This is a genomic window from Stieleria neptunia (genome assembly GCF_007754155.1).
Lineage (GTDB): Bacteria > Planctomycetota > Planctomycetia > Pirellulales > Pirellulaceae > Stieleria > Stieleria neptunia.
Genome location: NZ_CP037423.1, coordinates 10,737,172 through 10,762,860, shown reverse-complemented (window position 1 = coordinate 10,762,860; position 25,689 = coordinate 10,737,172). Strand labels below are relative to the sequence as shown.

Below are 25,689 nucleotides of genomic sequence, written 5' to 3'. Positions count from 1 at the left end.
GTCCGATCATGCTTGCCGCAACGATTGTCACGCCTGGCGACCGCTTTCCCTGCACTCTCTTGCATCGACTCGGCAAGACGCGTGAAGTGATCGAGGCGAAAACGTCGATTTTCATGACGTGTCTCCCTCGGTCATCACGGTCCACACGCGTCGCCCATGTTCCAGTCACGCCCCTGCATTGCCAACTATCGCGGCATCACCGGGCAACCGAAGCGCGGCGTGCAGTCGGTGGGGAAATCGACTCAAGACTGGATCCAGCGGGTTCGTGCCCGCGGCCGGCAACTCGAATCGCTCGACGATCAATCGTTTCGAGCCTCCGCCGCACGATGTCGCGACCGGATTCGTGTCCGCGATGATGCTGTCGTCCTGGACAACACGATCGAATCGTTTGCCTTGACCGGCGAGGCGCTGCGGCGGACCACCGGCATGTCGTACTACGACGTCCAGCTGTGCGGCGGTTTTGTGCTGGCCGCCGGAACCATCGCCGAGATTCAAACCGGTGAAGGCAAAACGATCACGACGGCGCTGCCCACGGTGCTGCATGCCTGGTCCGGGCGCGGCGTGCACGTCGCGACCACCAATGACTACCTGTCCAGCCGCGACCACGACGAACTCAAACCGGTCTATGACATGCTCGGGTTCAGCGTCGGACTGCTGCAGCCCCAAGGCCCCGTCGAAGAGAAGATCGAAGCCTATGCCTGTGACATCACCTATGGCCCGGGCTATGAATTCGGGTTTGATTTTCTGAAGGACCAACTCGCGATCCGTTCTCGCCACCAAACGCGACTCGGCGAGCGATTCCTCCGCTCGCTGCAAGGGATCGACAGCCATGAAGCGACGCCCGCCCAACGTGGCCATGCGTTTGCGATCATCGATGAAGCCGACAGCGTGTTGATCGATGAAGCCACCACACCGCTGATCTTGGCCGGCGGAAAAAGCAGTGCCGCGACGTCGCCGGCCCTGTATCAATTTGCCCGCCGCATCTCGCTGGATTTGAGCGAAGACGACGACTACATCATCGATCCGATCAAACGCACGATTCGGTTAACCCCCGATGGCTGGAAACGGATCCATCAAAGGTTTGATTCACGGCCGCCGGGTCAACTCGCCCGCCCCTGGAGCCAATTGATCGAAAACGCCTTGCGGGCCGAGCGGATCCTGCAATGCGACGTCGATTACGTTGTGCAAGAAGGCCAGGTCATGATCGTCGACCCGAACACGGGCCGCATCCACGACGAACGAAAATGGAGCAGCGGGTTGCACCAGGCGGTCGAGGCCAAAGAACAAGTCGAGATGACCGATGAAAATGAAACACACGCCCGCATCACCCGGCAGCGTTACATCGGGTTCTACGACGGTGTCGCGGGACTGACCGGAACCGCATCGGACAGCGAATCGGAACTGCGGGAATTCTATCGATTGCCGGTCGTGCGGATCGAAACCAACAAGCCCTGCGTCCGCCAACACCTTCCGCTGCGCTGCTTTGATTCGTGCCGGAACAAATTCGACGCGATCGCCGATGACGCGGCCGGGCGCAGTCGCCGCGGCCAGCCGGTCTTGATCGGGACCGGGACGATCCAAGAAAGCAAACTGCTCAGTCGGCGATTAAGCGAACAGGGAATTTCACACGTCGTTTTGAACGGCCTGCAAGATGACGAGGAGGCGTCGATCGTCCGCCGGGCCGGCGTCTCGGGAGCCGTCACCGTCGCCACGAACATGGCCGGACGCGGCACCGACATCAAACCCGACGCCGGGGCCCTGGCCGCCGGAGGGCTGCACGTTGCGGCCGCGTCGATGCACGCCTGCCAGCGCGTCGATCGTCAACTCGCCGGCCGCGCCGCCCGCCAAGGCGACCCGGGAAGCTGCCAGTTCTATGCCGCTGCCGATGATGAACTGATTCAATCGCGCGGTCCGGATTTGGCCGCGGAGATGATCGCCTCGGCCGGCCCGACCGGTGAATGCCGCAAAGATTTTTCCGTCGCGCTGCGACGAATTCAACGACAGGCCGAGGCCGACGCGCTCGTGCAGCGGCAACGCATGGTCGCCCACGACGACTGGATGGAGTCGGTGCAATCGTCACTGGCCAGACGTGCCTAAGGCAACGGGCCAAGAACGATTGGGAGAGGCTTTCAGGCATCGTCGATGCCGAAATGACAGGCTGGAAGCCTATCCCACCAAAGCTCCAACACGGCTCAAACCACGGAGGGCACGCCGAACGTCACCATGAACACCACTGCCCCACATCTCTTCAGCGGCCTGCTGGTCGTTTGTTGTTGCGCATACCCGTGCCTCGGTTTGAGTCTCGGTCACGCCGCGCCGCCGCAACGCGAAACGCTGGCGGAACGCGACATGCCGCCGCAACGCCTCGACACCTTCAGCGGGTTCACCGAACCGTTTCGCGAAATCAAACTGTGCCTTGCCGAAAGCGGCTCGATCGACACGGTCTTGATCCATCGCGGAATGAAGGTCGATGCGGGGCAGTTGCTGTTGACGCTCGACAGCGACGTGCTGCAGGCCAACCGAAACGTCGCCGCCGCCAAAGCCGAGTCCAGATCGCGAGTCGATGCGCTGATCATCGAATGGGACTTGAAGAAACAACGTTATGAAAAACTTCAACAACTGCTCAGCGACGGTGCGGGCAGTGTCGAAGAGGTTCGCCGCGCGAAAGCTGATGCGTCGGTTGCCATGTTGCAGGTCGACGCGGCGCGGGAAGAGATGCGTCTGAGAAAACTGGAATTGCGCGAAATCGAAGCCCGCATCGAGCAACGACGACTCTACAGCCCGATCTCCGGCGTGATCACCGAGGTGACGAAGCAGCCGGGAGAGTACGTCTCGCCGCAGGAATCACATGTCGCCACCGTGGTTCAATTGGATCGGCTGCGTGTCACCCTGTTTGTGCCCACGTCGGTTGCCGGTTCGCTGGATTCAAAGACGGAGGTCGACCTGTGGTTGCCGGAAACCGAGCAACGCTGCATCGGCCGCGTCGACTATGTCGGTATCGTGACCGAAGCAGACAGCGGACGTGTGCGTGTCGACCTGCTGATCGACAACCCGAATCGTCACTATCGAAGTGGTGTGCGTTGTCAATTGCCGTTCGTCGGCAAGAAGATTCGCCCGACAACGCTGACGGCCGCGCCAAAGGACTAGCACCGCGATGAACCAGTTTCGAAGCGACGCGGCACAGACGCCGCTGGCGATCGGCCGGACCATTCGACCCCGCCACGACGATCGCGCCAACGACCCACAACCGCTGCATTTGATCGCGGACCTGCATGCGCGACTGATGGCGTTGCTGTCGCGCGGCCGGAACCTTCACCAGACCATCGCCGATGTCTTGAAACTGCATGCGGAGCGTCCCGCGGTACGGGGCACGCTGCTGGTGCGTCGCACGCAAGACGGCGATCTTTCGGTCGGCTCGCACACGCTGGACGCGGCGAAACACGACGTCAATAAACTCCAGGCGTGGTTGTTGCCCAAGGCCGCCGAATCGCTGACCAAGGGAAAACCGGTGATCGCTTCCAGCGTGGAAGACGGGCTGGAATGCATCGCGTTGGCCACGCGGTCGCTTGATTTTTCCGCCGTCGTGACCGTCGTCGATTGGCCTATCGGCAATGCACAGCGGGCGATCGAGTTGAGTGTCGCCCAGACGGTGCTGAGCTTCCTGGAGTACGCGGCACAGCGACAGCAACTTGAGGAATCGAGCAGCCAAACACGGATGGCCGCGGCGACGCTGGAACTGGTTCAGCGAATTCAAGACGCGACAACGCTTGATCAGGCATGCCTGGTCACCACGGCGCAATTGCAAAAACACCTGGCATGTGACCAGGTGTTCGTCGGCTTGGTCGGGCGGCGAACGTGGCGGGAAACGGGAAAGACGTGCCGCGTCAGGGCGGCATCCAAGTTGCCGACGATCGACCCCTATTCTGAAATCACGCTCAACATGAAAGCGGTGTTGGATGAAGCGATGGGACGCGGAACGATCGGTTCCTGGCCGCCCCTGCCCGGAACCCGGACGCATCAATTGTTGGCCCACAAACAGTTTGCTGGTCGCGATTCGTTGGTGATCACCGTTCCCTTGAAAAATCGCGAAGGCCAGATCATCGGTGCGCTGGGGGCCACCGGACGACGTGAACTGGCGACCGTGCCGGAATTCAAACGTTTTCTGTCGGTCATCGAACAACCGGTGGGAGAAGCGTTGAACGTTGTTGCGCGACATCAAGGCAATGCGGCAAGCCGGCTGGTTCGCGGTGCGTTTGCGAAACAACATCGCATCAAACAGATCGTTGCGTTTGTCGTCACCCTTGCCGCCGGCACCGTGCTTGCCTGTCCGTGGCCCTATACCATTCGATGCCAAAGCGTGACCGAACCGGTGGAACGCCGATTCTGCGTCGCGCCGCATGACGGATTGCTGGAAACCACCTCGGCCGAACCGGGAGACGTGGTGCGGGCGGGCCAGTGTCTCGCCGACTTGGACGGCAGCGAGATCTTGTGGGAACTGGCCGGCGTGACGGCGGAACACTTGCGGGCCGAAGCGAAACGAGACGCACACCAAGCCCGCTACGAAACACCACAAGCGGTGATGGCCGACTTGCAAGCCCGCGCCTTGGCGAACAAAAAAGAACTGTTGCGGTTTCGGGAATCCAATCTTCAAATCCGCAGCCCGATCGACGGCATCGTCCTGTCGGGCAGTTTGGACCGGCGCGAAAACTATCCGGTGACCAAGGGGCAAGTGCTGTATGAAGTCGCACCGCTGGAAAGACTGCGTGTCGAAGTGGCAGTCCCCGCGGAAGAGATCACGCACGTCGATGTCGGTGACCGCGTGACGTTGTTTTTGGAAGGCATGGGAAGCGATTGCGAGGAAGGGACCATCGACAAGATCCGCCCCCGCGCCGAAGTGCGAGATCAACGCAACGTCTTCGTCGCCGAAGTGATCCTGGACAATCCCGACCAAACCCTGCGTCCCGGCATGCAGGGGACCGCAAGGGTCCGCACCGATTCAAAACGCATCGCATGGATTTTATTTCATCACGCCGCGGAGAACGCCAGAGCAGCTTGGTTTTTCTGATGCCCGTCATCTCCGTTGGCTTTCAAGGTGTTAGCGGAACGACGCGAGCGGGCTGTCGATTGAGTCGGGATCTGCTGAGTCAATGGTGAGCCGCTGGCCGTCAGGCCTCGGGCAGCGTCGCAGTGCCCGGCCGCTTACGCGGCGCGCGGCTCACAAAAACGACAGCCCACGAGCCGTCCGGTCGCGCTTCAAAAATACAGTGAAAGACCGGAGGGCTCGCGCCCTACCGCTAACAAATGCTTCACAGCGTAGCCCAAACATGTCACTCGAATCCGCACCTGCACCCGCCCCACACTTGACCGTCGACATCCTTGGGCTCTGTCCCTCGGTGCGCGATGAGGTGTGTGTCTCGGTCCAGGTTTATGGTGGGCGGACGTGTTATGTGATCGAAGACAGGTTGCGTAGCAAGTTTTATCGACTGGGGCTTGCCGAATACACCTTCGTTTCGTTGCTGGACGGCCAAACGACGATCGCCGAAGCGATGGGCCGGACGGCCGAGGTCTGTGGCAGCGAGGGTCTGGAGGAACGCGAAATCGCCACGCTTTGCAAATGGCTGCTGGAATGTTCCCTCATCACGACCGAGCAGTCGAGTTCGGAGAGTCGGCTGGAGGAAGGCCGCGCCAAACAGCGGGCACGGAAGGTACTGGGCAATGCCAATCCGATGCTCCAGAAGATTCCGCTGTGCAATCCGATGCCGGTTTTGCGTCACCTGGATCCGTTGGCAACAACCGTGTTCGGCGTCTTCGGGTTTGCCATCTGGATTCTCGCCGTCGGTTTCGCCACGTTTGCACTGTGGGGATCGTGGGACGAGTTCTCCGCCGCGGGGATCCACGTCCTGGCGCGCGAGAACTGGTTGGTTCTGCTGGCGACCTGGTTGGGGTTGAAGCTCGTTCATGAGGCCGGTCACGCGTTGGCCTGTCGTCGCTACGGTGGTCACGTCCGCGAGTCGGGGATCGTGCTGATTCTTTTTGCACCGATGCCCTACGTCGATGTCACCGACGCCTGGAAGATCGACGGCAAGTGGCAGCGGGTGATGATTTCGGCAGCCGGAATGTACGCCGAAATCTTTTGTGCGGCGATCGCGGCGCTGGTGTGGACGTCCAGCTTCGATCCGTTTGTGCGTCAGCACGCGATGAATGTGATCGTGACCGCGACGGTGATGACGCTGTTGGTCAACGCGAACCCGCTGATGCGTTTCGATGGGTATTACATGTTGATCGACGCTTTGGAACTGCCCAACTTGGCGACGCATGGACGGCAATGGCTGGCCGCTGCAACGCGTCGTCATTTCATGGGGATGGACGTCCGCAATCCCGACCGGGCCGAAGGCAGTCCGGCGGTCGTGGCCACCTATGCCATCGCATCGCTGGTGTGGCGGTGGATCGTCTGTGTTTCGCTGGTCCTCTCAGCCGCAGTGTTGATGCACGGGGCGGGAACGGCGATCGCGATCATCGCAATCGGCTTGTGGGTGGGGCTGCCCTGTTGCCGTTGGATCCGCATGCTGATGGAGAACCGCTTGGTGCGTTATCGCCGCATGGCTTGCATCACCGCCGTTGCCGCCGGAACGCTCTGGATGTGCTGGTCGGTGGTCCCGTGGTACTCGCGAGGAACCGTGCCGTTGGTCGTCGATTACCACCATCCACACGAAGTGCGAATCGGCGCGGACGGATTCTTGGACCGGTTGACGGTTTCGGTCGGGGACGTTGTCTCGCGCGGACAGATCCTGGCTCGGCTGAGCAATCGCGAACTGGAACTGGAATACCAGGACTTGTTGTTGGACCTGGAAACATCTGAGGCGCGCTATCGCGGCTTTGTCACTGACGAATCGATCGCCGCGGCCGCCGTGGAACAGCAGGTGCAAGCGTCGCTGCGAAGCCGATTGACAGAACTGGAACGTCAGCTCGGTGGATTGGTCGTCTGCTCGCCGGCGGACGGAGTGATCGCACGGTGTGACGTGGAATCGCGTGAGGGGGCGTTCATCCATCGGGGCGAACGTTTGTTTTTGATCGGATCCCCTGGAAGCGAAAAAATGATCGGGCTGGTCGATCAAGCCGATGTCGATGCGTTTCGGCGCGGCCAAGGGCAACGTGTCGACGTCCGCTTGTGGGGCATGGGAGAGCGGCCGATCGCCGGGCGCATCGATCGCGTGTTGCCGCGGGCGGAAGTGTCGCTGCCGCACGCCGCCCTGGGGGCGGATGCCGGTGGCCCGTTGCCGGTTCGGCTGAACCCGCAAGCGACGAACGATTCCGATGCGATGCAGTTGATCGCACCCAGATTTCCGGTGCTGATCGATCTGGTCGGCGGCGAAATCGACCACGTGATGCCCGGACAGACCGGCTACGCGCGGCTGGTTTATCGTGACGGCACCTTGGGACGGGCCGTCCGGGATTCGCTGGCCGACTGGATTGAAGACAAACGGGCGATGTTGACAATGCATCGTTAGCGTATAACAGGGCAACTCGTAAACTCCGCCCCCTTCGACTCGGTTTACTATCCATGACCTTGACGACCGCTCCATTGACCGCGTCATTCACCGCGCTGGCCGGTGTGCAACAGGACCATTCGACCGCGCTGGGGAACATGGTTTCGACCTGGACCGCGGCGGGACTTTATTCCTTGCGTTGGCAAGAACGCACGGTCTCCGGTGACGACCCAGGCGGCGGTGATCACCCCGTCTCCGCTGACCCGCGTGCCGATCAGTTGGATCAGCGGTTGCGCGAGTACTTTGCGACCGGCCACGCGGATTTCGATTCCATCGCGTTGGACACACAGGGCTGGACGCCGTTTACTAACCAGGTTTATCGGTGTTGTCGCGCGATCGCAGCGGGGACGACGGTCACCTACCAGGAACTGGCGCGGCGGGCGGGCAACAAGGCGGCCAGCCGCGCGGTCGGGGCGGCGATGGCACGCAACCGCGTCTTGCTTGTCATTCCCTGCCACCGTGTGGTCAGCGCCGGGGGGGGCTTGCGAGGGTTCAGCGCTCCGGGCGGGCTGCAGACCAAACAGTTTCTCTTGGATTTGGAATCAGAATGAGCGAAACGCGGTTCGCGTTCGGCGAAAACTGGGCCTCTTTTTTGAACCATCTGGACGAAGCTCGCATCGACCAGGCCTGTCGCTCGTTGACCGAATTGCTGTGTCTCGATGACGCCGCCGAACGCCCGCTGCACGGTCAACGCTTTCTGGATCTCGGCAGCGGCAGCGGACTGTTTTCATTGGCCGCCTATCGATTGGGTGCCGACGTGGTGTCGGTCGACTTTGATCATCACAGTGTCGCCTGCACCGAACGGCTTCGGCAGCGTGAATCGGCCGACCCGACCCAGTGGGAAATCCTTCAGGGCTCCGCATTGGACGAATCGTTGATGGAGTCGTTGGGGCAGTTCGATGTCGTCTACAGCTGGGGTGTCCTGCATCACACCGGGCAAATGGATCGAGCGATCGAGTTGGCGGCGGCGCGTGTGGCGACCGGCGGACGATTTGCGATCGCGATTTATAACGACCAGGGCGGCGGCAGCCGGCGTTGGCTGGCGATCAAGACGATGTACCATCGCTTGCCCAAAGCGGCGCGCCCCGTTTGGGTCGCGCTGGTCGCGTCGTGGTACGAATTCAAATTCGCCCTGGCCCGGCTGGCCGGCGGGCGCAACCCGCTGCCCTTTGCCGACTGGCGGAAAAAGCGAACCGATCGCGGCATGTCGCCATGGCACGATTGGGTCGACTGGATCGGCGGGCTGCCGTTCGAAGTCGCCAAGCCCGAAGCCATCATCGTGCCGTTGGTCGCCGAGCAGTTCCAGCTGATCAACCTGACCACCGTCGGCAACGGCTGGGGCTGCAACGAATTCCTCTTCAAAAAAGTGGCGTAAGCTTCCAGCTTGCGATCAGCCTGGAATTCGCAAGCTGGAAGCTTACGCCACGGAACGCAAGCTGGAAGCTTACGCCACTTGGTTGCTTAGGCCACTTGGTTGACCGCTTCGGTCAGTTCTTCGATGAACCGGTCGCGGTCGACCGGCGAGACGAGGTAGAACCGCGAGGCGGTGCTGATTTTGACCCGCCGCACCGACAGCGCCGGCCCGCTCACCCAGCTGCCGCTCGGCTCGATCGCCTTGACCTGATGCAGCGGCACGCGTTGGAACAGGATCCCGCAGCGGATCGACAGCGTGTCCGGCAAGATGGTGTACCGGCAGGGGACGGTGAACAGGCCCGTGACCAGCAGGGTTCCGGCTCCGGCCAGCAGACAATACAGGGCGTCTTGCTGTCTGCCCTGTTGCAACAGCACTCCGGTCGAGCCGACACAAATCAGCGGCCCCAGCATCAGCAGGACCGCGATCCACCAATCCACGGCGGAGGCATAGACGGATTTGCGTGGCATCTTCGTGGCGTGGCTGGGTGCCGCGTCATCGGTCATACAGCTGGCTCGTTCGGGTCGATGGGGTCATCGGCTGCTTCATTCAAGGCTTCTTCCTCCTCCTTCATCAACTGGACCGCCTCTGCCATTGCGGCGGCAAAGTCGACGATTTCGTCGCGCTGCGCCCGGGTCACGCTGAGGTGTCGAAAGATATCGGTTTCGTTCTTTTTTAGCTGACCTTCATCCACCGTCAATGTGATGCCGATCGCGGACAAATAATCACTCTCGTCGCAGGTCGGACAATCGGCCAGTCTCAGTTCGACATACGCGACATCGGAATCCGATGCGATTTGTAGCTTCTTCAGTGCGTCGAAGTTCCCGTTGCGGATCTGCATCCAGGCCGGGTCGGTGGTGGAAACCGGCAGCACGGCCAGCTCTTCGGTCTCGTCGTTCCATCGGTGACAGTGTTCGCAGAAGGGTCGGTTGCCGTAGGCGGCCATCCCGGAGACGAATGCGGTGCCGAAGATCAGGGCGGCTTCCAGCACCCAGATCGCCACCGCGCCCCAACCGGACAGCGCGGCGCCGGCACCCATCGCCCAGATGCCGTCGGTGAAGATGCCTTTCATCCAGCCTATGATCACACCGGGGTCAAAGCCTTGGATCAATAACGGAACGAAGTCACCGCCGAGTTCGCCGGGGCCGATCACCAACGCGGGGTGGACCGCCCACGAACTGTAATAACCGATCGCCGTGAATCCGATCACCGTCAGGAACGCCATCATCCGGCTGCGATACTTCAATTTGTAGCACAGCGTGCCGGCGACCACACCGAATCCGCCGCCGACGAAAAAGGTGACCAGGCCACGGAGCTTGATGAACGGCAAATAGACGACGGCCGCCGAGTAGATCGCGCCAAACAGAATCCCCAACGGAATCAGCACCGCGGCCGCGACGACCAGACTGACCGGCGAGACTTTGCCGCTATGCCGATACAGCGTCGGAGCGGACGCGATCGTCGAACCAGGGGGGTCGGAAAACGTCTCGCTCATCTCATCCGCCTTCGTATTGAATTTGTGAGGGTGCGGCGGAAAAGGGGTCAGGTACCAAAAATGCGAAGCACCCTTTGGGCCATTTGATTTTTGGTACCTGACCCCTTTTCCGCTTGGAGAATCTGTCGTGCCTAGTTTATCAAGAAAGTTTAACGATCGTTGGACCCTCTTGAACATCGGCCGATCAGGACGTCTCGGTCAACGACGAACCACGAATCTCTTTGAGTCGTCGGATTGCGATCGGCGGCAGGGCGAGACTGACGAGGGTCGCGACCGACAACGACAGCACGAAACTGATCCAGCGGTAATGCAGGGACTGTTCGACGTCCGCTGCCATCGCGGCGGCGTGGACGTACAACCATTGTGGCAGCACCGCGACCGCGGCCGCCGTCACGTAGGGTGCGAATCGGGCGCCGGCGGCGCCCATCGAATAACTGATCACGGTGGTCGGGATCGGGGCCAAGCGAACGAGTAGATGGATGCCGAAGCCGGCATCGTGGGCCAATTGCCCTGCCGCGCGTGGCCAACTGATCGGCGGTTCGCTCGACGCGTCCGGAGCGTCCTGCTGCGGACCGAGGTGCGATGGATTTGAATAAAAATAACCGCCCGCTCCGATCCAGTACTTTCCGATCGTGTAGTTTAGGGCTGCCGCGACGACGGCCGTCACCAACATGATCGGACATCCGTCTTGCGTGCCGAATAGCGCCCCCGCAGCCAGCGACACCATGGTCTTTGGCATCATCATGGTCATCGATAGCGTTCCGGTGACGATGAACAAAAGTGGCGCCCAATGCCCCGTCGATTCCAGCCAGAGAGAGAGGTCGTCGAAACGATACCCGGATAAAACGAGCAACAGTCCGAACGCAACCAACCCCAGGGGTAGAGATACCCTTCTCAATAGCGACGGAGCGGGTGGAAAACGAATCATCGAGAGGACCGTGTCTGTCATTGCAGCATCGACGAACCTGGGAACCGATCCCGCCTGTCTTCCCGCCGGATAGCCACTGATCCATCAAACAAGCCGCCCGCTCCAGCGCGCATCATAGCAAAATGACAGAGTTCGCGAAAACGTCCGCATCGGCATCGGAACCGAATCTTCATCCTCGCGGGCAAGAAATCGACTGCGATTCCGCCCCGTCGGACGCCTTGCAGCCCGCGTCGCGGTGGTCGGCGGCCAACCTGTTTCGCAACCCCTTCGGCGAATTGACGCGCCGCGAACGCGCCGAACTGGCCGTGGTTCCGGTCGCCGAGATTGTCGCCGCGATCGGTGAATCGCCCCCCGGCAAACCAGCCGCTGGCAATCAAACCCCCAGTGAACCAGCCGGCAGTGAACCAGTCGCCGGCGACGTCCCGATCACGTTTCGCCCCTGGTCCGCCTACCAGATGATCGGCGAGTGTGGCCGCGGCAAGACCACACGCATGCTGGCGATCGGCAAGGCGTTTCCCTCGGCCAGCTACGTCTACTTGCCCGAAGACCAGCCTTGCCCGACGATTCCCGCCGGCGAACCGTTACTGATCGATGAAGCACAACGTCTTACCTGGCGGGTCCGCCGCAAGGTGTTCGCCAGCGGCACGACACTTGTCCTGGCCACACACAAAGACTTGTCACCCGCCCTGCGACGCGCCGGCTACACGGTGACGACGGAGAAGATCGGACTGTCGCTGTCGGTCGGAAAACTCACCGAAATCCTCAACCGGCGAATCGCGGCGTCGCGTCGCGATCCCCGGCAACCCGTTCCACGCATCAACGACGAAGACGCCGAAACACTGATTCGGCGATTCGGGACCGATGTGCGGAGCATCGAAAGTTATCTCTACGACATCGTGCAGTCTCAAGTGAATCATCATGGCGAAATGCGATTTATCGATTGAACTCGACCACCCCGAACGGATTTATGTCGGCGGCGACAAGATCACTGGCACGCTGCATGTCTTGGCCGACGCCGATGTGAAGTGCAAAGGGTTGGAGGTGACCTCGGGCTGGCGAACCCACGGACGCGGCAACATCGCGCGGGGCACCGCCGAAACCCTGACGCTGTTTGTCGGTGAATGGACCGCCGGCCAACGCGAGGCGTATCGATTCGAGTTGGAGGTCGCCGATTGGCCGCCCAGTTATCACGGCAACTACATCAACGTCGATCACTATGTCGATGCACGGGCCAAAATCCCCTGGGCGTTCGATCCGAAAGCATCCAAGGAATTCGTGATGCGCCCGGTCAGCGGGCCCGACCCCGGCGACGCGCAGGTGGCGACGGCGGTCGGCGGATGCATCGGATATGGATTGGTCGCCCTGGTGCTGGGGCTGATGGTCGTCGCGTTCGGCTTTTTAATCGTCACCTTTGTCGTCAATCCGTTTGCGGGGCTGATCGCCGGAGGCATTGTGATTCCACTGGTCGGCTTCTTCGCAGCCAAGAAGTTGTTGCCGAAGTGGCTGCTGGGCAACGTCCATGCTGAGTTGCTGACGCCACAGGTGGCGCCCGGCGACCGCATTCGCGCCCGACTCGCCTTCCAGCCCAAACGTCGTTTTACGATCAATTCGATCAGCGCCCAGTTGACCGGAACCGAAGTCTGCGTCAGTGGCAGCGGCAGCAATCGCACGACCCACCGAAACACTTTCTTCACCGATCGACACGAATTGGAGGGCCAGTCGACGCTGCAGGCCGGCGACCGCAAGGAGTTCAACCTTGATTTCCCGATCCCCGGTGATGTGCCCTATTCGTTTGATCTGGCTGACAACGACTTGAACTGGACGATCGAATTGCGTGTCGATATTCCCCGCTGGCCGGACTGGACGCAATCGCTGAAATTGTTGGTCGGCCCCGCCGGCGATCCAATTGAGCAGCCCCAACCGGCCCCGTCGCATGCGGCGCTCGACCCGGTGGCTGGCCCGGCCGGTGCTGTCGGCGCGGCCGCTGCGGGGGCCGGCGCCGCAGCGCCACCGCAGGATGAGATCACCTTTGTCGAAACCGCCTCGCATCTTTGGGAAGCGCGTTACGATGCCGAGCAGGTCGATCTGTTGGTCGAAGCGGTGACCGGGATGACGTTCGAAATCGACACCTTCATCGAGCGGCGCTTGCTCTACAGCGGCGAAGAGGACCCGCACGTCTATGACGACGGCTATGCCGTTTGGGCCCGCCACAGCGATCCTCCGCTGCCGCTGGTACTGTACATCCCCCACGAATTGGCGGACGAATTCGAACAGGCCGGTCGCGATCTGTGGCGCTGTCGCGGCACGATCGTCGGCTGGGACCACCAGCACCGGCGGCTGCAAATCAAGGTTTTGGTCCGCTAGGAAAGCAAGCCGGCACGGAATAAACTCCGGGCACCGGAATAGGCCGCCAGCCGCGCCAACGCTGCCGTCAGCCTATCGTGCCCCCCAACCATCCGTCTCGCAAGCCTTCGACATGTCGTCCCCCCGAGTCCTCGTGTTACGTGCCCCGGGCACCAATTGCGACGAAGAAACTGCGTATGCCTTCCAGCGTGCCGGCGCGACCACCGAGCGGGTTCACGTCAACCGGCTGATCGAAAACCCGGCACTGAAGGACCGTTATCAAATCCTCTGTCTGCCCGGCGGTTTCAGCTACGGTGACGACATCGCCGCCGGCCGAATCTTGGCGACGCGAATGCGAAATCACCTCGCCGAACTGGTGGACACGTTCGTCCACGGCAACGGTGACCGGCTGGTGCTGGGGATCTGCAACGGGATGCAAGTGCTGATGCGGTTGGGCGTGCTGACCGAAAACGTCGAAGCCGCCGGCGGTCACGAACCGGCCACCCTGGCCTGGAACAACCATGGACGGTTCGAAGATCGCTGGGTGGACCTGGCCACCGACGGGTCCAAGTGCGTGTTCCTACGCGATCTCCAACACATGTACTTGCCGATGGCGCACGCCGAAGGCAAATTCGTCGCCCGAGACCAGGCCGTGCTGGGCGAGCTGCGCGGCGCCGGACGACTGTGTCTGCGTTATGCCCGTGATGCCGAGGGCTCGGTCGAGGACACCCCGCTGGAATTTCCCGCCAATCCGAACGGCGCCGATGCCAACGTCGCGGGCGTCTGCGATGCGACCGGCCGCGTGTTCGGCTTGATGCCGCACCCCGAGCGGCATATCGACCCGACCCAGCACCCCTACTGGACGCGTCGCAACGAACAACCGGCCGCCGGCGACGGCTTGGCGATGTTCCAAAACGCCGTCAGCTGGTTCGCTTAAGGGCAAAACGTGGGATAGGCTTCCAGCCTGTCATCGTCCAGGCCTGACAGGCTGGAAGCCTATCCCACCCCACTAATCCCCGAAGTGCACCGCACAGGAATCGTTCTCACAGGCCCCTCGGCCTGACTTCTTGCCCGCCAGCTTGTAACGACGCTTGGCAACTTGGTTGTACATCCAACGCCACAGGCTCGCCGACCCGGGCAGGTGCAGAACCGGCGCGGCCAACCACAACAACGGCAGGCGACGGCTGAGGTAGCGCACCGCGTCCCCACCCCCATGCCGGCGGCCCTGGGAATCGACGATGTACATTTGCGCCATCAACTGATCGTGCGTCAGGTCCGGATAACGCTCCGCGACCCGCGGATCGTGCAGCGACAGGAAAGACAAACGGCCGCCGCAGCAGTCCAACCGCCGCAGGTTTTTGACCTGAGAAATGCAAAAATTGCAGTCCCCGTCATAGATCACCACATCGGCATCAGGCAGCTCCGCCGGGTCGGGTAAACCGTTTTCGGCCCCGGTGGAGAGCGATTGGGTGGCTGTGTCGGCCATGAAATTGCCAAAAAGGGGAAAGTTGGGGGGGAATCACGCTGCCATGAAGCTGCCCACGGTTCCTATACTTGATTCTAGGCCGCAACACACCCAGGGCTACCGCCATGAACCGAATTGAATCTCAAGTTCGCAACGCACGACGTCGCCTGATCCTAGGCAATTTCGGGCGTTCCCTCTGTCTCGCCCTCTTTGTCGCGCTAATTGTCGCCACGATCGCCTGTGCGGTCCCGGGCATCCGCGCACTCGATGTGGACGTGGAAACCTGGAATTCGGCTTGGATCATCGGCTCCATCGTGGTCGCCGTCGCCGGAGCGCTGGTGTACGCCCTGGCCACCGCACCGAGCCGCGATCGCGTCGCGCTGGAGGTCGACAGACGCTTCGGATTGAGCGAACGGCTCAGCAGTTCGCTCTCAATGTCCGCCGCGGACCGCGAGTCGGAGTTCGGATTGGCTGTGATCAGTGACGCCGATCGCCGCGCGGACAAAATCAAGATCGCCGAAAAATTCGGCTACCAACCGAGTCGGCTCGGATGGCTGCCCCTGGCCATCACCCCCATCCTGGTCCTGGTGTTGATCCTGGTCGATCCCGCCGCACCGGTGGACCCCAATGGCACCAACGAGATCGATCCGGCCGTGGCCGCCCAAGTCAAACGGGCGTCGCTGCAACTGAAAAAACGAATCGCACAGCAAAAACGCAACGCCGAAGCCAAGGGGCTCAAGGATGCCCAAGACCTGTTCGAAAAACTCGAGAAAGACCTCAACCAGATCACCGAAAAGAAGAACATCGATCGAAAAGAAGCGATGATCGCGCTCAACGATCTGAAGAAACAACTCGAAGAACGCCGCGAGCAACTCGGGTCGGGCGACCAGATGCGCAAGGCGATGGCGCAAATGAACTCGCTGCAAGCCGGCCCGGCCAACGAAGCCGCCAAGTCGATCGCCAAGGGTGACTTCGGAAAGGCCGAACAAGTGATGCGCAAGCTGGCCCAAAAGATGAAAGACGGCACGCTCAGCGACAAGGAAAAAGAACAGCTGCAAAAGCAAGTCCAGCAGCTCAAGGACCAGCTCGAAAAAACGATCGCCGAGCAAAAACGCAAACAGGACGAACTCAAGGAAAAGATCGAACAAGCCAAACGCGAAGGCCGTTCCGAAGACGCCGCCAAAATGCAGCAGCAGCTCAACGAGATGCAGCAACAATCCAAACAGCAATCGCAACAAATGCAGCAGATGGCCGACAAGCTCGGTCAAGCGGCCCAGGCGATGCAGAACGGCGACTCCAAACAAGCCGCCAACGCCCTCGATGCGATGGCCGACCAACTCGGCGACATGCAGCAGGAGATGAGCGAGCTGAAAGACCTGGAAGACGCGATGAACGATCTGTCGCAATCGAAAGAACAGATGCGCTGCAAGTCCTGCGGCGGCGGCGGTTGCCAACAATGCCAAGGCATGGGGATGGGCATGGGCGAAGGCGACAAACCCGGTGACGGCCTCGGCGAAGGCGCCGGACAAGGGGATCGCCCGGAAGAGGAAGGTGACACCAATACCTACGAGACCCAAGTCCGCGGCCAAGTCAAAAAAGGCAAGGCCGTGATCTCCGGTTTCGCCGACGGACCGAACCGCAAGGGCATCAGCCGCGAAGACGTCAAACGTGCGATCGAAAGCTCGTTCAGTGAAGAAAGCGATCCGCTGGAGAACCAGCAATTGCCCCGCACCGAACGCGAGCACGCGATGGATTACTTCAACAAGCTGCGCGCCGGAGAATAGTGATCTAAGCACCCTGCTTGCCGATCAGCAGTGGGGGAAGCATCCTGCTTGCCAATCCGGGATCTCGCAAGCTGGAAGCTTACGCCACGGATCGCAAGCTGGAAGCTTACGCCACGGGTCGCAAGCTGGTAGCTTACGCCACGGATCGCAAGCTGGAAGCTTACGCCACGGTTCGCAAGCTGGAAGCTTACGCCACGGGTCGCAAGCTGGTAGCTTACGCCACATGGACTGGCCCACTCCTCGATCCGCGTATGTTCATGTGCCGTTCTGTCGGCACCGATGTGGCTACTGCAACTTCAGCGTCGTCGCCGATCGCGACGATTTGATGCAACGCTACCTCGTGGCGATCGATCATGAACTGGAACTGATCGCCCGACGACTGCAGCGTCTCCCGATCATCGACACGTTGTTCGTCGGCGGCGGGACACCGACGCATCTGCCGAACGAGTTGCTCGAGACATTTCTCCAGTCGCTTCGTCGCCGCTTCGAATTCGCCGAGGGATTTGAGTGGACGATGGAAGCGAATCCGGAGGACATCAGCGACGAAAAGCTTTCGATGATGTCCGGTTTTGGCGTCAATCGCTTAAGCCTGGGGGTTCAATCCTTCAACGATCGCAAGCTGGCGGTGCTGGAACGCAGTCACTCGGGGCAGTCGGCCGAGGCGATTGTACAGCAGGCCGCCCAAACGATTCCGAACGTCTCCATCGATCTGATCTTTGCCGCGCCCGGTGAAACCCTCTCCAGCTGGGCGCGCGACCTTCGCACCGCCGCGGCCCTTCCGATCACACATGTCTCGACGTACTCGTTGACGTACGAGAAAGGCACCTCGTTCTGGACCCGCCAGCGGCGCGGTGATTTGTCCGCCGTGGACGAGTCGGTTGAGATCACGATGTATGACCTGGGCCGCCGCGTCTTGGCCGAAGCGGGGTTGGCGCACTACGAAATCTCCAACTTTGCGAAACCCGGCTTTCGTTGCCGACACAACCTCGCGTACTGGCGAGGCGACGGCTGGTTCGCCGCCGGCCCCGGTGCCGCCGCCTTCATCGACGGTGTGCGGGCCACCAACCACCGCAGCACCACAACCTACTTGAAGCGGATCGAATCTGGCGACAGCGCGATCGCGGAATCCGAAACGATCTCCGCGATCGAGGCCGCGCGTGAAGGCGCCGCATTCGGCGTTCGCATGATCGACGGGGTCGACCTTTCGGAGCTGGAAACACGCACCGGCATCGCGATCGAAACCCTCTGCGCACCGCAACTGGACGAACTTCAATCACAAGGTTTGATTGATCGATCCGGCCGGCACATCAAATTGACCCCGCGAGGCATCCACTTCGCCGACACCGTCGCATCCGAACTGCTAGGCTAAAGTGGCGTAAGCTTCCAGCTTGCGTTTCACGAGTGAAACGAGACGGCAAGCTGGAAGCTTACGCCTCTTTTAATCATCGCCACCAAATTGCAACGTTGCCGAAAACAAATGATTCATCGACGTGAACTATTGATCGTGCCCGTCTTGGCATTCGTGATGGCACACGCGGCAACGGCAGACGAAAACATCACGTTGCAAGACGCAGTGAACCGCTTCGCCCAGGCGCGAGGCGAGGTCACGTCCTACGACGTGTCGATCTCTGCTCAGGTGGACGACGCCGCGGAACCCGTGCGTCTATCCAATGGCGAGACCTATGTTCCGACGCAACGCCTGGTCTCGTTCACGCTGGACATCGTTTCCGATCTCAACAGCGGGCGGATACTCGTTGCGCGTTTGTATCGAATGGAAGACATCGCAACCGGAAAGCGAGAGAACGAAAACTGGCAGGTCTGGATGACCGACGCCCGTGGAGCGGACGCCGACGGCTATGGGGCTGGTCGGCTGTTGTCGGGTGGGACCCGAGGTTCGAAACCGGAGTTTTTTGATCCGCTCGCGCTCGGCCTCGGGTTAGAGGGTGAGTACGGGAGAGGTACGCCGCTGGCGGAGATTGCGAAGAACTTTTCTCACTGGCCTTCATGGAAGCCCAAGCCGTTAGGAAATGGCGTCTTGGCTTTCGGAAGCATCAATCATCTTTACTTGGCGTTTGACACGCAGAAGGACTGGTCGCCCGTCGAGCTCCATTCCAAACAAGGAAACTCGACGCCCTTCGAGATCAAGCTGGATCTCTCCGAGATTGATGGCCATTGGCTACCGGCAAAGGCAAGTGTCGTCACCGGAGACCAGCGACAACAACTGACTTTCAATTGGAACAGCCTGAATCGTCCCGTCGGCCATCGATTTTCGCTGGACGACATCGCGAACCGATACCAAATCAAGGCACCCCGCCGGCCGTAATCAGGGATCAAATCAGATTGGCACGGGCATACGTGTTGGTGTGCAAGCCCAGCTTAGGACGGCCGGCTTTTCGAGTACGACGACCTAGAAAGGACGTCGTACCACGCTCGGCTTTTTGAGTACGACGGCCCTTCCGGGCCGTCGTCCTTCGGACTCTGTCCGCCGACGACCTAGAAAGGACGTCGTACCACGCTCGGTTTTTCGAGTACGACGGCCCTTCCGGGCCGTCGTCCGTTGGACTCCGTCCGACGACGACGTAGAAAGGACGTCGTACCACGCTCGGCTTTTTGAGTACGACGGCCCTTCCGGGCCGTCGTCCGTCGGACTCTGTCCGACGACGACCTAGAAAGGACGTCGTACCACGCTCGGTTTTTCGAGTACAACGGCCCTTCCGGGCCGTCGTCCGTTGGACTCCGTCCGACGACCTAGAAAGAACGTCGTACCACGCTCGGCTGACCCCATCACACTCAATCCACCAAATCAGAAAGGGTCAGCATCACTCTTTGTCTTAAAATTGGTGGTCGTGTTCGACCGTGCCGTCGGGGCTGTGATCGTGGGTGTGGCCGGGCAGGTTTTCGATGCCGATGGCGACGACGACCCCCAACAGCAACGCGATCGTCAACTTGACGCGGTCATGGTCGTGAAAGGCCACTTCGGGTAACAGATCCGCCAGCGCGATGCAGATGAAAAAACCGGCCGAGATCGCCAGGCCCCAGCCCAGGATCCCGGTGCCCTCGAGAATCGTCGTCGCCCCCAAGTACATCAAAAATGCGCCCAGCGGGCAGGCCAGCGAAAACAGCATGCTGACCAGTCGCTGCGCGGCTGACGACCAACCCTGCTTGCTCATCACCGAGGTGATCGCGAAAGAATCGAGCGGGATGTGCAGCGCGATCACCAAGAACGTCCCGATGCCCGCCAGCCCCATCCAAGAACCGTGGGACGCATCAGCGATCACGCTACTGGCCAAGGCGACGCCGTCGATCAGCGTGTGCAGTGCCAGGCCGAAGAAGACACCGGCCCAGCCGAACCGTTTCGGTTTGGCCGCGTGGTCGTGTGAGTGGCCGTGATCGTGGTGGCCGTCACAGTGATGCTCATGCCCCGCCGTCTCGCCATCGTTGCCATTGTCCGTGCCGTTGCCGGGATTTGATTCGCGGGTGCCGTGATCATGCGTGTGAAACAGGCGGATCAGCAGGAACATCGAGATCAGTCCGAGCAGCGCCCCCATCCCGGTCATCGACGACGATCCCAGGATTTCGCCGGCATGTGGTAGCAAATGGAGCATCGCGATGCCGAGCATCAGCCCGCCGACGGCGCTCATCAAGAGTTGCGTCCGGAGGTGAGTCATGCGGATCAAATCAGACAGCCGCCCACCGGTGTTGGAGGCGACAAAGATGAACACGCAATAGACGAACAGGAGTGAAACGGGTGACATGGCTGGAAACAGAGAGAACGGGTCCGACCCACGCAATGTTACGTCAACGGGCCCGTTTCGCCTATGGGGAATGCCCATTCCGATGCAACGGGATTGCAACTGCGTGCGATGCAGGTGGGGCGGCGTGCTTTTGGCACCGTGGCTCGGCCGAACCACGGAATCAGGTACAATCGGAGCGAATGGGGCTCGAGAAATGTCGACCGATGCGCTGATTTTGGGAACGGAGATGGCAAGGTGAAGGAACGATTGGCAGGCTATTGGAAATCGTTCTCGTTTGTCGGGTTGATCGTCGCGACGGTATTTTTTGCTGCTTCGGTCACGCCGTCACTGCTGCCCAGGAACTACCTGGTCCAAGGGTTGTTGTCTGGATTTTCGCTGGCGATCGGCTACGGCGTCGGCGTCGGACTGCTGCTGATCTATCGTTTTTTTGAACTGCGTGAGCCCACCGGACGGACGCAGCAGATCGTCAAACGCGTGATCGTGGCGGTGGTCACGATCGTGAGCGTGACCTTCGTCTGGCGCATGGCGTCTTGGCAAAACTCGATTCGTGAACTGATGGGGATGCCGCGGCTGGAAACGGCCTATCCGTACCGCGTGGCACTGATCGCGGTCTTGTTTGGCGCGATCCTGGTCGCCGGAGGACGATTGTTTTTGCGATGCAGCCATTATATTTCTGGCAAATTGCAGCGTTTGATGCCACGGCGGGTCGCCCACGCGATCGGTTTTTCGACGGCCGTCTTTCTGGTTTTGTTTTTGACCAACGACGTCATTGCGCGGAGTCTCTTGCGTTCGGCGGATGACTTTTTTCTCAACCTGGACCAACTGGTCGATGACGACACCGGCAAACCGACCGACCCGATGTTGACCGGCAGCGAATCATCACCGGTGACATGGGAATCGATCGGTCGCCAGGGAAAACTTTTTCTGACCGATGGTCCGACGCAAGCAGCGATCGCGGCCTTCACCCAGCGTGACGCGATGCGGCCGATCCGGGCCTACGTCGGGATGCGTTCGCGTCCGACGGCACACGAGCGTGCGGAGCTGGCGCTACGGGAACTCAAGCGGGTCGGCGGTTTCGAGCGATCGGTTCTGATTGTCGCGACGCCCACCGGCACCGGTTGGTTGGATCCCTCCGCTGTCGACACGCTCGAGTATTTGCACGGCGGCGACTCGGCCATCGTCAGCACGCAATACTCCTATCTGCCCAGCTGGATCACCATCCTTGTCGATCCGCAGCGTTCGATCGAATCCGCCGAGGCGCTGTTTGAGGTGATCTACGCGTATTGGAAAACGCTTCCCAAGGACACGCGTCCAAAACTCTACTTGCACGGGCTCAGTCTTGGTTCGCTGGGATCGGAGGTGTCGGCAGACCTGTTCACCATTTTCGAAGACCCGATCGATGGCGCCACCTGGAGCGGACCACCGTTTCCGAGTCAAAACTGGAAGCTGATCGTCCAGAACCGAAACGAAGGGACGCCGGCTTGGCTTCCCGAGTTTCGAGACAGCCGGATCTTGCGATTCACGGGGCAGCGAGATGCGCTCAACACCGCTGCGGCGTGGGGCCCGATGCGTTGCGTTTATGTGCAATACGCCAGTGATCCGATGGTTTGGTTTTCACCCGACTTGGCTTGGAATCGCCCCGACTGGCTCGGCGATCAGCGCGGCCCGGACGTGTCGCCGCATCTGCGTTGGTATCCGCTGATCACCTTCTTGCAGGTCGCCTTTGACCTGCCGGTCGCGACCGCGGTGCCGTTAGGCTACGGGCACAACTACTCTCCGTCCAGCTACATCGACGCCTGGGTCGCCGTGACTCAACCGCCGGACTGGACGGAGGATCAAACGGACGCATTGAAGGCGATGTTCGAATCCCGCGAGACCCCCAAGCCCTAGTGCCAGTGCGTCGTCAACATTAAGTTTTCGGCTTGCATGGATCGAGCGGAAAAGGCGACCGCTTTCCGCAAGTACGATGGCCCTTCCGGGCCGTCGTCCTTCGGACTCCGTCCGACGACCTAGAAAGGACGTCGTACCACGCTCGGCTTTTCAAGTACGACGGCCCTTGCGGGCTGTCGTCCGTTGGACTCGGAACGCCGATTGTATTACTGACACACTTCTCGTTCTACCGCGGCCGTGGTTTCACGCCAGCGGCGTGCCACATCAAAGCTTGGGGTCGCGTTAGCGCACCCCAAGTTCCGGCCACCATTAGGCCGCCAACCCCAGCGGGGTTGAACAATACGTTTTGCCGGGTTCGCGCAGTTTGCCCCTCGGATCGCAACGCGTCGTTTGTTGAACCCCGCTGGGGTTCCAGTTCCGATTTCGACACAACCCGGGGTGCGCTCCGCGACCCCGGGCTGTGTTGTGGCACCGCTCTGCGGTGTGGCATTTCGCTAGAAACGCAAACGCTCAGTAATACAATTGATGTCCCCCGTCCGACGACCTAGAAAGGACGTCGTACCACGCTCTGCTGACCGCATCACACTCCATCGACGAGATCGCTCGTCTTCGTCGCGTTTCGCGTCTTTGCTAGACTGGACGGTCCCATTGTACCTAGCCCCATTGACGGCAGGCGTCGCGCAACTGGGCGACGTCGGCGAATCGATCTTCGGCTTTTTTTGCCAAACACTTTTCCAGCAACTTTGGCAGGGCGAAATCAATTTGGGCCAATGGTGTGAGATCGGGTGTCCGAAAGAGGTGGTCGGCGACCAACTGCGAGACCTGGAATGCTTGAAAGGGAGCATCGCCCGTCAGGCACTCCATCAACACGCATCCGATCGCATAGATGTCACTGCGGCCGTCCAGGGAATCGCCCCGGATCTGTTCGGGTGACATGTACGCGGGCGTGCCCCCGACGACGGCTGCATGGTCGCCCTCGGTTTCCGCCCGGGTGACGACGAGCCCAAAGTCCAGCAACTTGACGACATCGGGGAATCCCCCGACTTCGGCCAGAAAAATATTGGCCGGTTTGATATCTCGATGCACCAACCCCTTGTGATGCGCCTCCTCCAATCCGTTGCACAGCTGAATCACGATGTCCAATGACGATTTGAGATCAAGCGTTTGGTGCCGTTTCAGTCTCTGCTGCAGCGTCACCCCCTTTAGGTATTCCATGACACAGAAAAAGTCATTGGATTCGGTGATGCCGTAATCGTAGATCTGAACCGTGTTCCAGTGAGACAACGTGGCGGTCGCCTGGACCTCTTTTTCGAATTGATTGATCGCGTCGGGGCTGCCCGCCGCTTCGCCGCGGATCAGCTTGATCGCAGCGGGTCGCTTGAGCATCTGGTGTTTGCCGAGATAGACGACGCCCATTGCGCCGTGACCGATTTCTTCGATCAACTGGTATTGCCCGTAGAACTTTGCCGATTCCGCTTCGCGACGAACGCGATGCACGATTCCCGAACCGACCGTTGCGGTAAAGGCCATGGCCAGAATCAGGGTCGGATTCAGGAAGTTCATCCACTGGACGTCTGGCGGATACGTGTAGACGATTTGATGCATCACGGAGATCGCCGTGGGCAGTAGCGCAATCAGGCCGGTCACGACCGCCGTCCGCCGCCAATTGGATGGAATAAACATGCCGTAAACGGCGATGTAGATCGAAGCGGCGGTGAAGGCGATCGCGCGAAACTCTTCGATCTGAATCGCGTTGCCCTGGGTCAGCATGTCCGTCGATTCGAACCATTGGATCAAAGCCAATTCGACCAGCGGCGTCGCGATGATCACCAGCTCAAGCCCGCGCAACATTCGTCGCGAACAATCGAACCGCGTTTTCAAGTACCAGCAGCAGACGCCAAGGGAACAGAGCGTGATGCCGCGGACGCCCAGCCGCACCCAATGCAATTCCCCCAGTGCGGCGGCCATGACCGTGACGAATACCAGCATGCCGCTGAGGACATAGGTTGCGGCGATCAAGCGATTGCGGAGCAGCTGATTGGTGGACTGGGCGAATCGTTCGGACAGGGCCGACGATCGTTCGGCGTCCACCCGACCGATGACCTGCGGAGACTTTTTAATCGGCTCGTCCGCCGGCTCGGGCGAAGAAAGAACGCGCCCGCCTGCGACTGGGCCGCCCGCGACCTGGACGGTGTCGTCAAGGTTTCGTGGCCTCCGCTCCAACGAGGTTGCGGTGTCTGGCAACAGGGTTTCGTCGCCGTGGTATTTCAACAGCGAGAGTGCCTCGTCGCGGACTCGTTCGGACCGGCAGTGCTGTCGCACGAAGTCTTCTCGCTCTGCGTTGGGCAACTGAACGGCTTTCAGAAACACCTGCTGCGCGTCTTCAAATTCGTCCGGACTCATGCGTCGTTGGCCTCCGAAAGTTCGCGGCGCAACCACGCCCTCAGGAAGGTCCAGTCGGCTTCGACGGTTCGCTTGGAGACGCCCAAGGTTTCGGCGACCTGGGCGACGGACAGTCCGCCAAAGAAACGCAATTCGACAATTTCAGCCTGTCGCGGATGCAATGACGCCAACTTGACAATCGCATCGTCGACGGCCAACACATCTTCGTCGTTGCGATGGGTGACACACAGATCATCCTCAAGTTCGATTCGCTGCCTGCCGCCGCCACGCTTTTCACGCTTCTTTCCGCGTGCGTGGTCCACCAGGATCCGCCGCATCATCCGTGCGCTGATGGCGTAGAAGTGCGTCGTCGCTTTCCAGTCGACGCGATTCTGGTCCACCATCCGCAGGTAGACCTCGTTGACCAATGCCGTCGGCTGCAGGGTGTGCGTCGGAGACTCGTGCCGCAGCAATTCTGCCGCCAGGGCGCGCAGTTTTTCGTAGACCTGTTGGATCAGTTGATCGGCAGCCGGGCGGTTGCCGGAACTCGCCTGGTTGACCAGATCGCTGGTCGAAATGGATTCCAAGATGCTATCCCCGGATTGCAAAAAAACGCGATTTCTTCTGCGGATGGTGGTCGGTGGCGCCGCGTCAGTCCTGGCGGAAAAACTCAGTGGATCGTGCCCTGA

At 60.7% G+C, this 25,689-nt stretch carries 21 protein-coding genes; 14 read left to right on the top strand and 7 right to left on the bottom strand.

Annotated elements, in window-relative coordinates:
- Window positions 1-156: 156 nt before the first annotated feature.
- From Enr13x_RS36815 to Enr13x_RS36790, 6 genes are all read left to right on the top strand, one after another.
- Complete coding sequence (locus tag Enr13x_RS36815) at window positions 157-2,097, top strand: preprotein translocase subunit SecA (RefSeq protein ID WP_145391896.1); 1,941 nt, start codon at window positions 157-159, stop codon at window positions 2,095-2,097.
- A 126-nt stretch (window positions 2,098-2,223) separates the two neighbouring features.
- Window positions 2,224-3,147, top strand: coding sequence for an efflux RND transporter periplasmic adaptor subunit (locus Enr13x_RS36810; protein WP_145391895.1), 924 nt, complete (start codon window positions 2,224-2,226; stop codon window positions 3,145-3,147).
- A 7-nt stretch (window positions 3,148-3,154) separates the two neighbouring features.
- Window positions 3,155-5,065, top strand: a complete 1,911-nt coding sequence (locus Enr13x_RS36805) for an efflux RND transporter periplasmic adaptor subunit (RefSeq protein ID WP_145391894.1) — start codon at window positions 3,155-3,157, stop codon at window positions 5,063-5,065.
- 259 nt (window positions 5,066-5,324) lie between these two features.
- Window positions 5,325-7,508 carry an HlyD family efflux transporter periplasmic adaptor subunit gene (locus tag Enr13x_RS36800; RefSeq protein ID WP_197455648.1) on the top strand — a complete coding sequence of 728 codons (2,184 nt, stop codon included), beginning with the start codon at window positions 5,325-5,327 and terminating at the stop codon, window positions 7,506-7,508.
- A gap of 53 nt (window positions 7,509-7,561) precedes the next feature.
- On the top strand, window positions 7,562-8,098 hold the full coding sequence (locus Enr13x_RS36795) for a methylated-DNA--[protein]-cysteine S-methyltransferase (RefSeq protein ID WP_197455647.1): 537 nt from the start codon (window positions 7,562-7,564) through the stop codon (window positions 8,096-8,098).
- The gene (locus Enr13x_RS36790) at window positions 8,095-8,922 is read left to right on the top strand and encodes a class I SAM-dependent methyltransferase (protein WP_145391892.1); all 828 of its coding nucleotides are present in this window, start codon (window positions 8,095-8,097) and stop codon (window positions 8,920-8,922) included. Before Enr13x_RS36795 ends, Enr13x_RS36790 begins: the two co-directional genes overlap by 4 nt.
- 86 nt (window positions 8,923-9,008) lie before the next feature.
- Here the strand turns inward: Enr13x_RS36790 and Enr13x_RS36785 are convergent, their stop codons facing one another.
- From Enr13x_RS36785 to Enr13x_RS36775, 3 genes are all read right to left on the bottom strand, one after another.
- Window positions 9,009-9,428 carry a PH domain-containing protein gene (locus tag Enr13x_RS36785; protein WP_231744006.1) on the bottom strand — a complete coding sequence of 140 codons (420 nt, stop codon included), beginning with the start codon at window positions 9,426-9,428 and terminating at the stop codon, window positions 9,009-9,011.
- Window positions 9,429-9,460: 32 nt separating this feature from the next.
- Window positions 9,461-10,453 (bottom strand): hypothetical protein, encoded by a 993-nt coding sequence (locus tag Enr13x_RS36780; RefSeq protein WP_145391890.1) that lies wholly within the window; start codon window positions 10,451-10,453, stop codon window positions 9,461-9,463.
- A gap of 184 nt (window positions 10,454-10,637) precedes the next feature.
- Window positions 10,638-11,402, bottom strand: coding sequence for a TVP38/TMEM64 family protein (locus Enr13x_RS36775; protein WP_145391889.1), 765 nt, complete (start codon window positions 11,400-11,402; stop codon window positions 10,638-10,640).
- Between the two features lie 101 nt (window positions 11,403-11,503).
- Between Enr13x_RS36775 and Enr13x_RS36770 the strand changes: the two genes are divergently transcribed.
- The 3 genes from Enr13x_RS36770 to Enr13x_RS36760 all read left to right on the top strand — a co-directional run bounded on the left by Enr13x_RS36770 (window position 11,504) and on the right by Enr13x_RS36760 (window position 14,661).
- Complete coding sequence (locus Enr13x_RS36770) at window positions 11,504-12,325, top strand: hypothetical protein (protein WP_145391888.1); 822 nt, start codon at window positions 11,504-11,506, stop codon at window positions 12,323-12,325.
- Window positions 12,300-13,745: a sporulation protein gene (locus Enr13x_RS36765; protein WP_145391887.1), complete on the top strand. Its 1,446-nt coding sequence runs from the start codon at window positions 12,300-12,302 to the stop codon at window positions 13,743-13,745. The genes Enr13x_RS36770 and Enr13x_RS36765 overlap by 26 nt, the downstream gene beginning before the upstream one ends.
- A 112-nt stretch (window positions 13,746-13,857) precedes the next feature.
- On the top strand, window positions 13,858-14,661 hold the full coding sequence (locus Enr13x_RS36760) for a phosphoribosylformylglycinamidine synthase subunit PurQ (RefSeq protein ID WP_145391886.1): 804 nt from the start codon (window positions 13,858-13,860) through the stop codon (window positions 14,659-14,661).
- A 72-nt stretch (window positions 14,662-14,733) separates the two neighbouring features.
- On the opposite strand, the gene Enr13x_RS36755 is transcribed toward Enr13x_RS36760, so the two are convergent.
- Window positions 14,734-15,210 (bottom strand): thiol-disulfide oxidoreductase DCC family protein, encoded by a 477-nt coding sequence (locus tag Enr13x_RS36755; RefSeq protein WP_145391885.1) that lies wholly within the window; start codon window positions 15,208-15,210, stop codon window positions 14,734-14,736.
- A 104-nt stretch (window positions 15,211-15,314) separates the two neighbouring features.
- Here Enr13x_RS36755 and Enr13x_RS36750 point away from each other — a divergent pair, with 104 nt between their 5' ends.
- The 4 genes from Enr13x_RS36750 (at window position 15,315) to Enr13x_RS36740 (ending at window position 19,296) form a co-directional block, all read left to right on the top strand.
- Window positions 15,315-16,973: a hypothetical protein gene (locus tag Enr13x_RS36750; protein WP_145391884.1), complete on the top strand. Its 1,659-nt coding sequence runs from the start codon at window positions 15,315-15,317 to the stop codon at window positions 16,971-16,973.
- Between the two features lie 17 nt (window positions 16,974-16,990).
- The gene (locus Enr13x_RS38710) at window positions 16,991-17,299 is read left to right on the top strand and encodes a hypothetical protein (protein WP_197456231.1); all 309 of its coding nucleotides are present in this window, start codon (window positions 16,991-16,993) and stop codon (window positions 17,297-17,299) included.
- The gene (gene hemW / locus Enr13x_RS36745; protein ID WP_145391883.1) at window positions 17,197-18,342 is read left to right on the top strand and encodes a radical SAM family heme chaperone HemW; all 1,146 of its coding nucleotides are present in this window, start codon (window positions 17,197-17,199) and stop codon (window positions 18,340-18,342) included. Before Enr13x_RS38710 ends, hemW begins: the two co-directional genes overlap by 103 nt.
- Window positions 18,343-18,450: 108 nt before the next feature.
- Window positions 18,451-19,296 (top strand): hypothetical protein, encoded by an 846-nt coding sequence (locus Enr13x_RS36740; RefSeq protein ID WP_145391882.1) that lies wholly within the window; start codon window positions 18,451-18,453, stop codon window positions 19,294-19,296.
- Between the two features lie 508 nt (window positions 19,297-19,804).
- On the opposite strand, the gene Enr13x_RS36735 is transcribed toward Enr13x_RS36740, so the two are convergent.
- Window positions 19,805-20,728 (bottom strand): ZIP family metal transporter, encoded by a 924-nt coding sequence (locus Enr13x_RS36735; RefSeq protein ID WP_145391881.1) that lies wholly within the window; start codon window positions 20,726-20,728, stop codon window positions 19,805-19,807.
- A gap of 234 nt (window positions 20,729-20,962) precedes the next feature.
- On the opposite strand from Enr13x_RS36735, the gene Enr13x_RS36730 reads away from it, so the two are divergent.
- Window positions 20,963-22,618 carry an alpha/beta hydrolase gene (locus tag Enr13x_RS36730; protein ID WP_231744005.1) on the top strand — a complete coding sequence of 552 codons (1,656 nt, stop codon included), beginning with the start codon at window positions 20,963-20,965 and terminating at the stop codon, window positions 22,616-22,618.
- 654 nt (window positions 22,619-23,272) lie between these two features.
- Here the strand turns inward: Enr13x_RS36730 and Enr13x_RS36725 are convergent.
- Together Enr13x_RS36725 and Enr13x_RS36720 are read right to left on the bottom strand one after the other, a co-directional pair.
- On the bottom strand, window positions 23,273-25,021 hold the full coding sequence (locus Enr13x_RS36725) for a serine/threonine-protein kinase (RefSeq protein ID WP_145391880.1): 1,749 nt from the start codon (window positions 25,019-25,021) through the stop codon (window positions 23,273-23,275).
- Window positions 25,018-25,587, bottom strand: coding sequence for a sigma-70 family RNA polymerase sigma factor (locus Enr13x_RS36720; RefSeq protein ID WP_197455646.1), 570 nt, complete (start codon window positions 25,585-25,587; stop codon window positions 25,018-25,020). Before Enr13x_RS36720 ends, Enr13x_RS36725 begins: the two co-directional genes overlap by 4 nt.
- Window positions 25,588-25,689 lie beyond the last annotated feature (102 nt).

What these genes read in the sequence shown, in the direction of transcription:
- Enr13x_RS36725 (WP_145391880.1), bottom strand. Translation starts at nt 25,021, where the DNA reads ATGAGTCCGGACGAATTTGAAGACGCGCAGCAGGTGTTTCTGAAAGCC.
- Enr13x_RS36810 (WP_145391895.1), top strand. Translation starts at nt 2,224, where the DNA reads ATGAACACCACTGCCCCACATCTCTTCAGCGGCCTGCTGGTCGTTTGT.
- Enr13x_RS36795 (WP_197455647.1), top strand. Translation starts at nt 7,562, where the DNA reads ATGACCTTGACGACCGCTCCATTGACCGCGTCATTCACCGCGCTGGCC.
- Enr13x_RS36755 (WP_145391885.1), bottom strand. Translation starts at nt 15,210, where the DNA reads ATGGCCGACACAGCCACCCAATCGCTCTCCACCGGGGCCGAAAACGGT.
- Enr13x_RS36800 (WP_197455648.1), top strand. Translation starts at nt 5,325, where the DNA reads ATGTCACTCGAATCCGCACCTGCACCCGCCCCACACTTGACCGTCGAC.
- Enr13x_RS36765 (WP_145391887.1), top strand. Translation starts at nt 12,300, where the DNA reads ATGGCGAAATGCGATTTATCGATTGAACTCGACCACCCCGAACGGATT.
- Enr13x_RS36805 (WP_145391894.1), top strand. Translation starts at nt 3,155, where the DNA reads ATGAACCAGTTTCGAAGCGACGCGGCACAGACGCCGCTGGCGATCGGC.
- Enr13x_RS36780 (WP_145391890.1), bottom strand. Translation starts at nt 10,453, where the DNA reads ATGAGCGAGACGTTTTCCGACCCCCCTGGTTCGACGATCGCGTCCGCT.
- Enr13x_RS36775 (WP_145391889.1), bottom strand. Translation starts at nt 11,402, where the DNA reads ATGACAGACACGGTCCTCTCGATGATTCGTTTTCCACCCGCTCCGTCG.
- Enr13x_RS36815 (WP_145391896.1), top strand. Translation starts at nt 157, where the DNA reads ATGTTCCAGTCACGCCCCTGCATTGCCAACTATCGCGGCATCACCGGG.
- hemW (WP_145391883.1), top strand. Translation starts at nt 17,197, where the DNA reads ATGGACTGGCCCACTCCTCGATCCGCGTATGTTCATGTGCCGTTCTGT.
- Enr13x_RS36740 (WP_145391882.1), top strand. Translation starts at nt 18,451, where the DNA reads ATGATTCATCGACGTGAACTATTGATCGTGCCCGTCTTGGCATTCGTG.
- Enr13x_RS36735 (WP_145391881.1), bottom strand. Translation starts at nt 20,728, where the DNA reads ATGTCACCCGTTTCACTCCTGTTCGTCTATTGCGTGTTCATCTTTGTC.
- Enr13x_RS36770 (WP_145391888.1), top strand. Translation starts at nt 11,504, where the DNA reads ATGACAGAGTTCGCGAAAACGTCCGCATCGGCATCGGAACCGAATCTT.
- Enr13x_RS36790 (WP_145391892.1), top strand. Translation starts at nt 8,095, where the DNA reads ATGAGCGAAACGCGGTTCGCGTTCGGCGAAAACTGGGCCTCTTTTTTG.
- Enr13x_RS36760 (WP_145391886.1), top strand. Translation starts at nt 13,858, where the DNA reads ATGTCGTCCCCCCGAGTCCTCGTGTTACGTGCCCCGGGCACCAATTGC.
- Enr13x_RS36785 (WP_231744006.1), bottom strand. Translation starts at nt 9,428, where the DNA reads ATGCCACGCAAATCCGTCTATGCCTCCGCCGTGGATTGGTGGATCGCG.
- Enr13x_RS36750 (WP_145391884.1), top strand. Translation starts at nt 15,315, where the DNA reads ATGAACCGAATTGAATCTCAAGTTCGCAACGCACGACGTCGCCTGATC.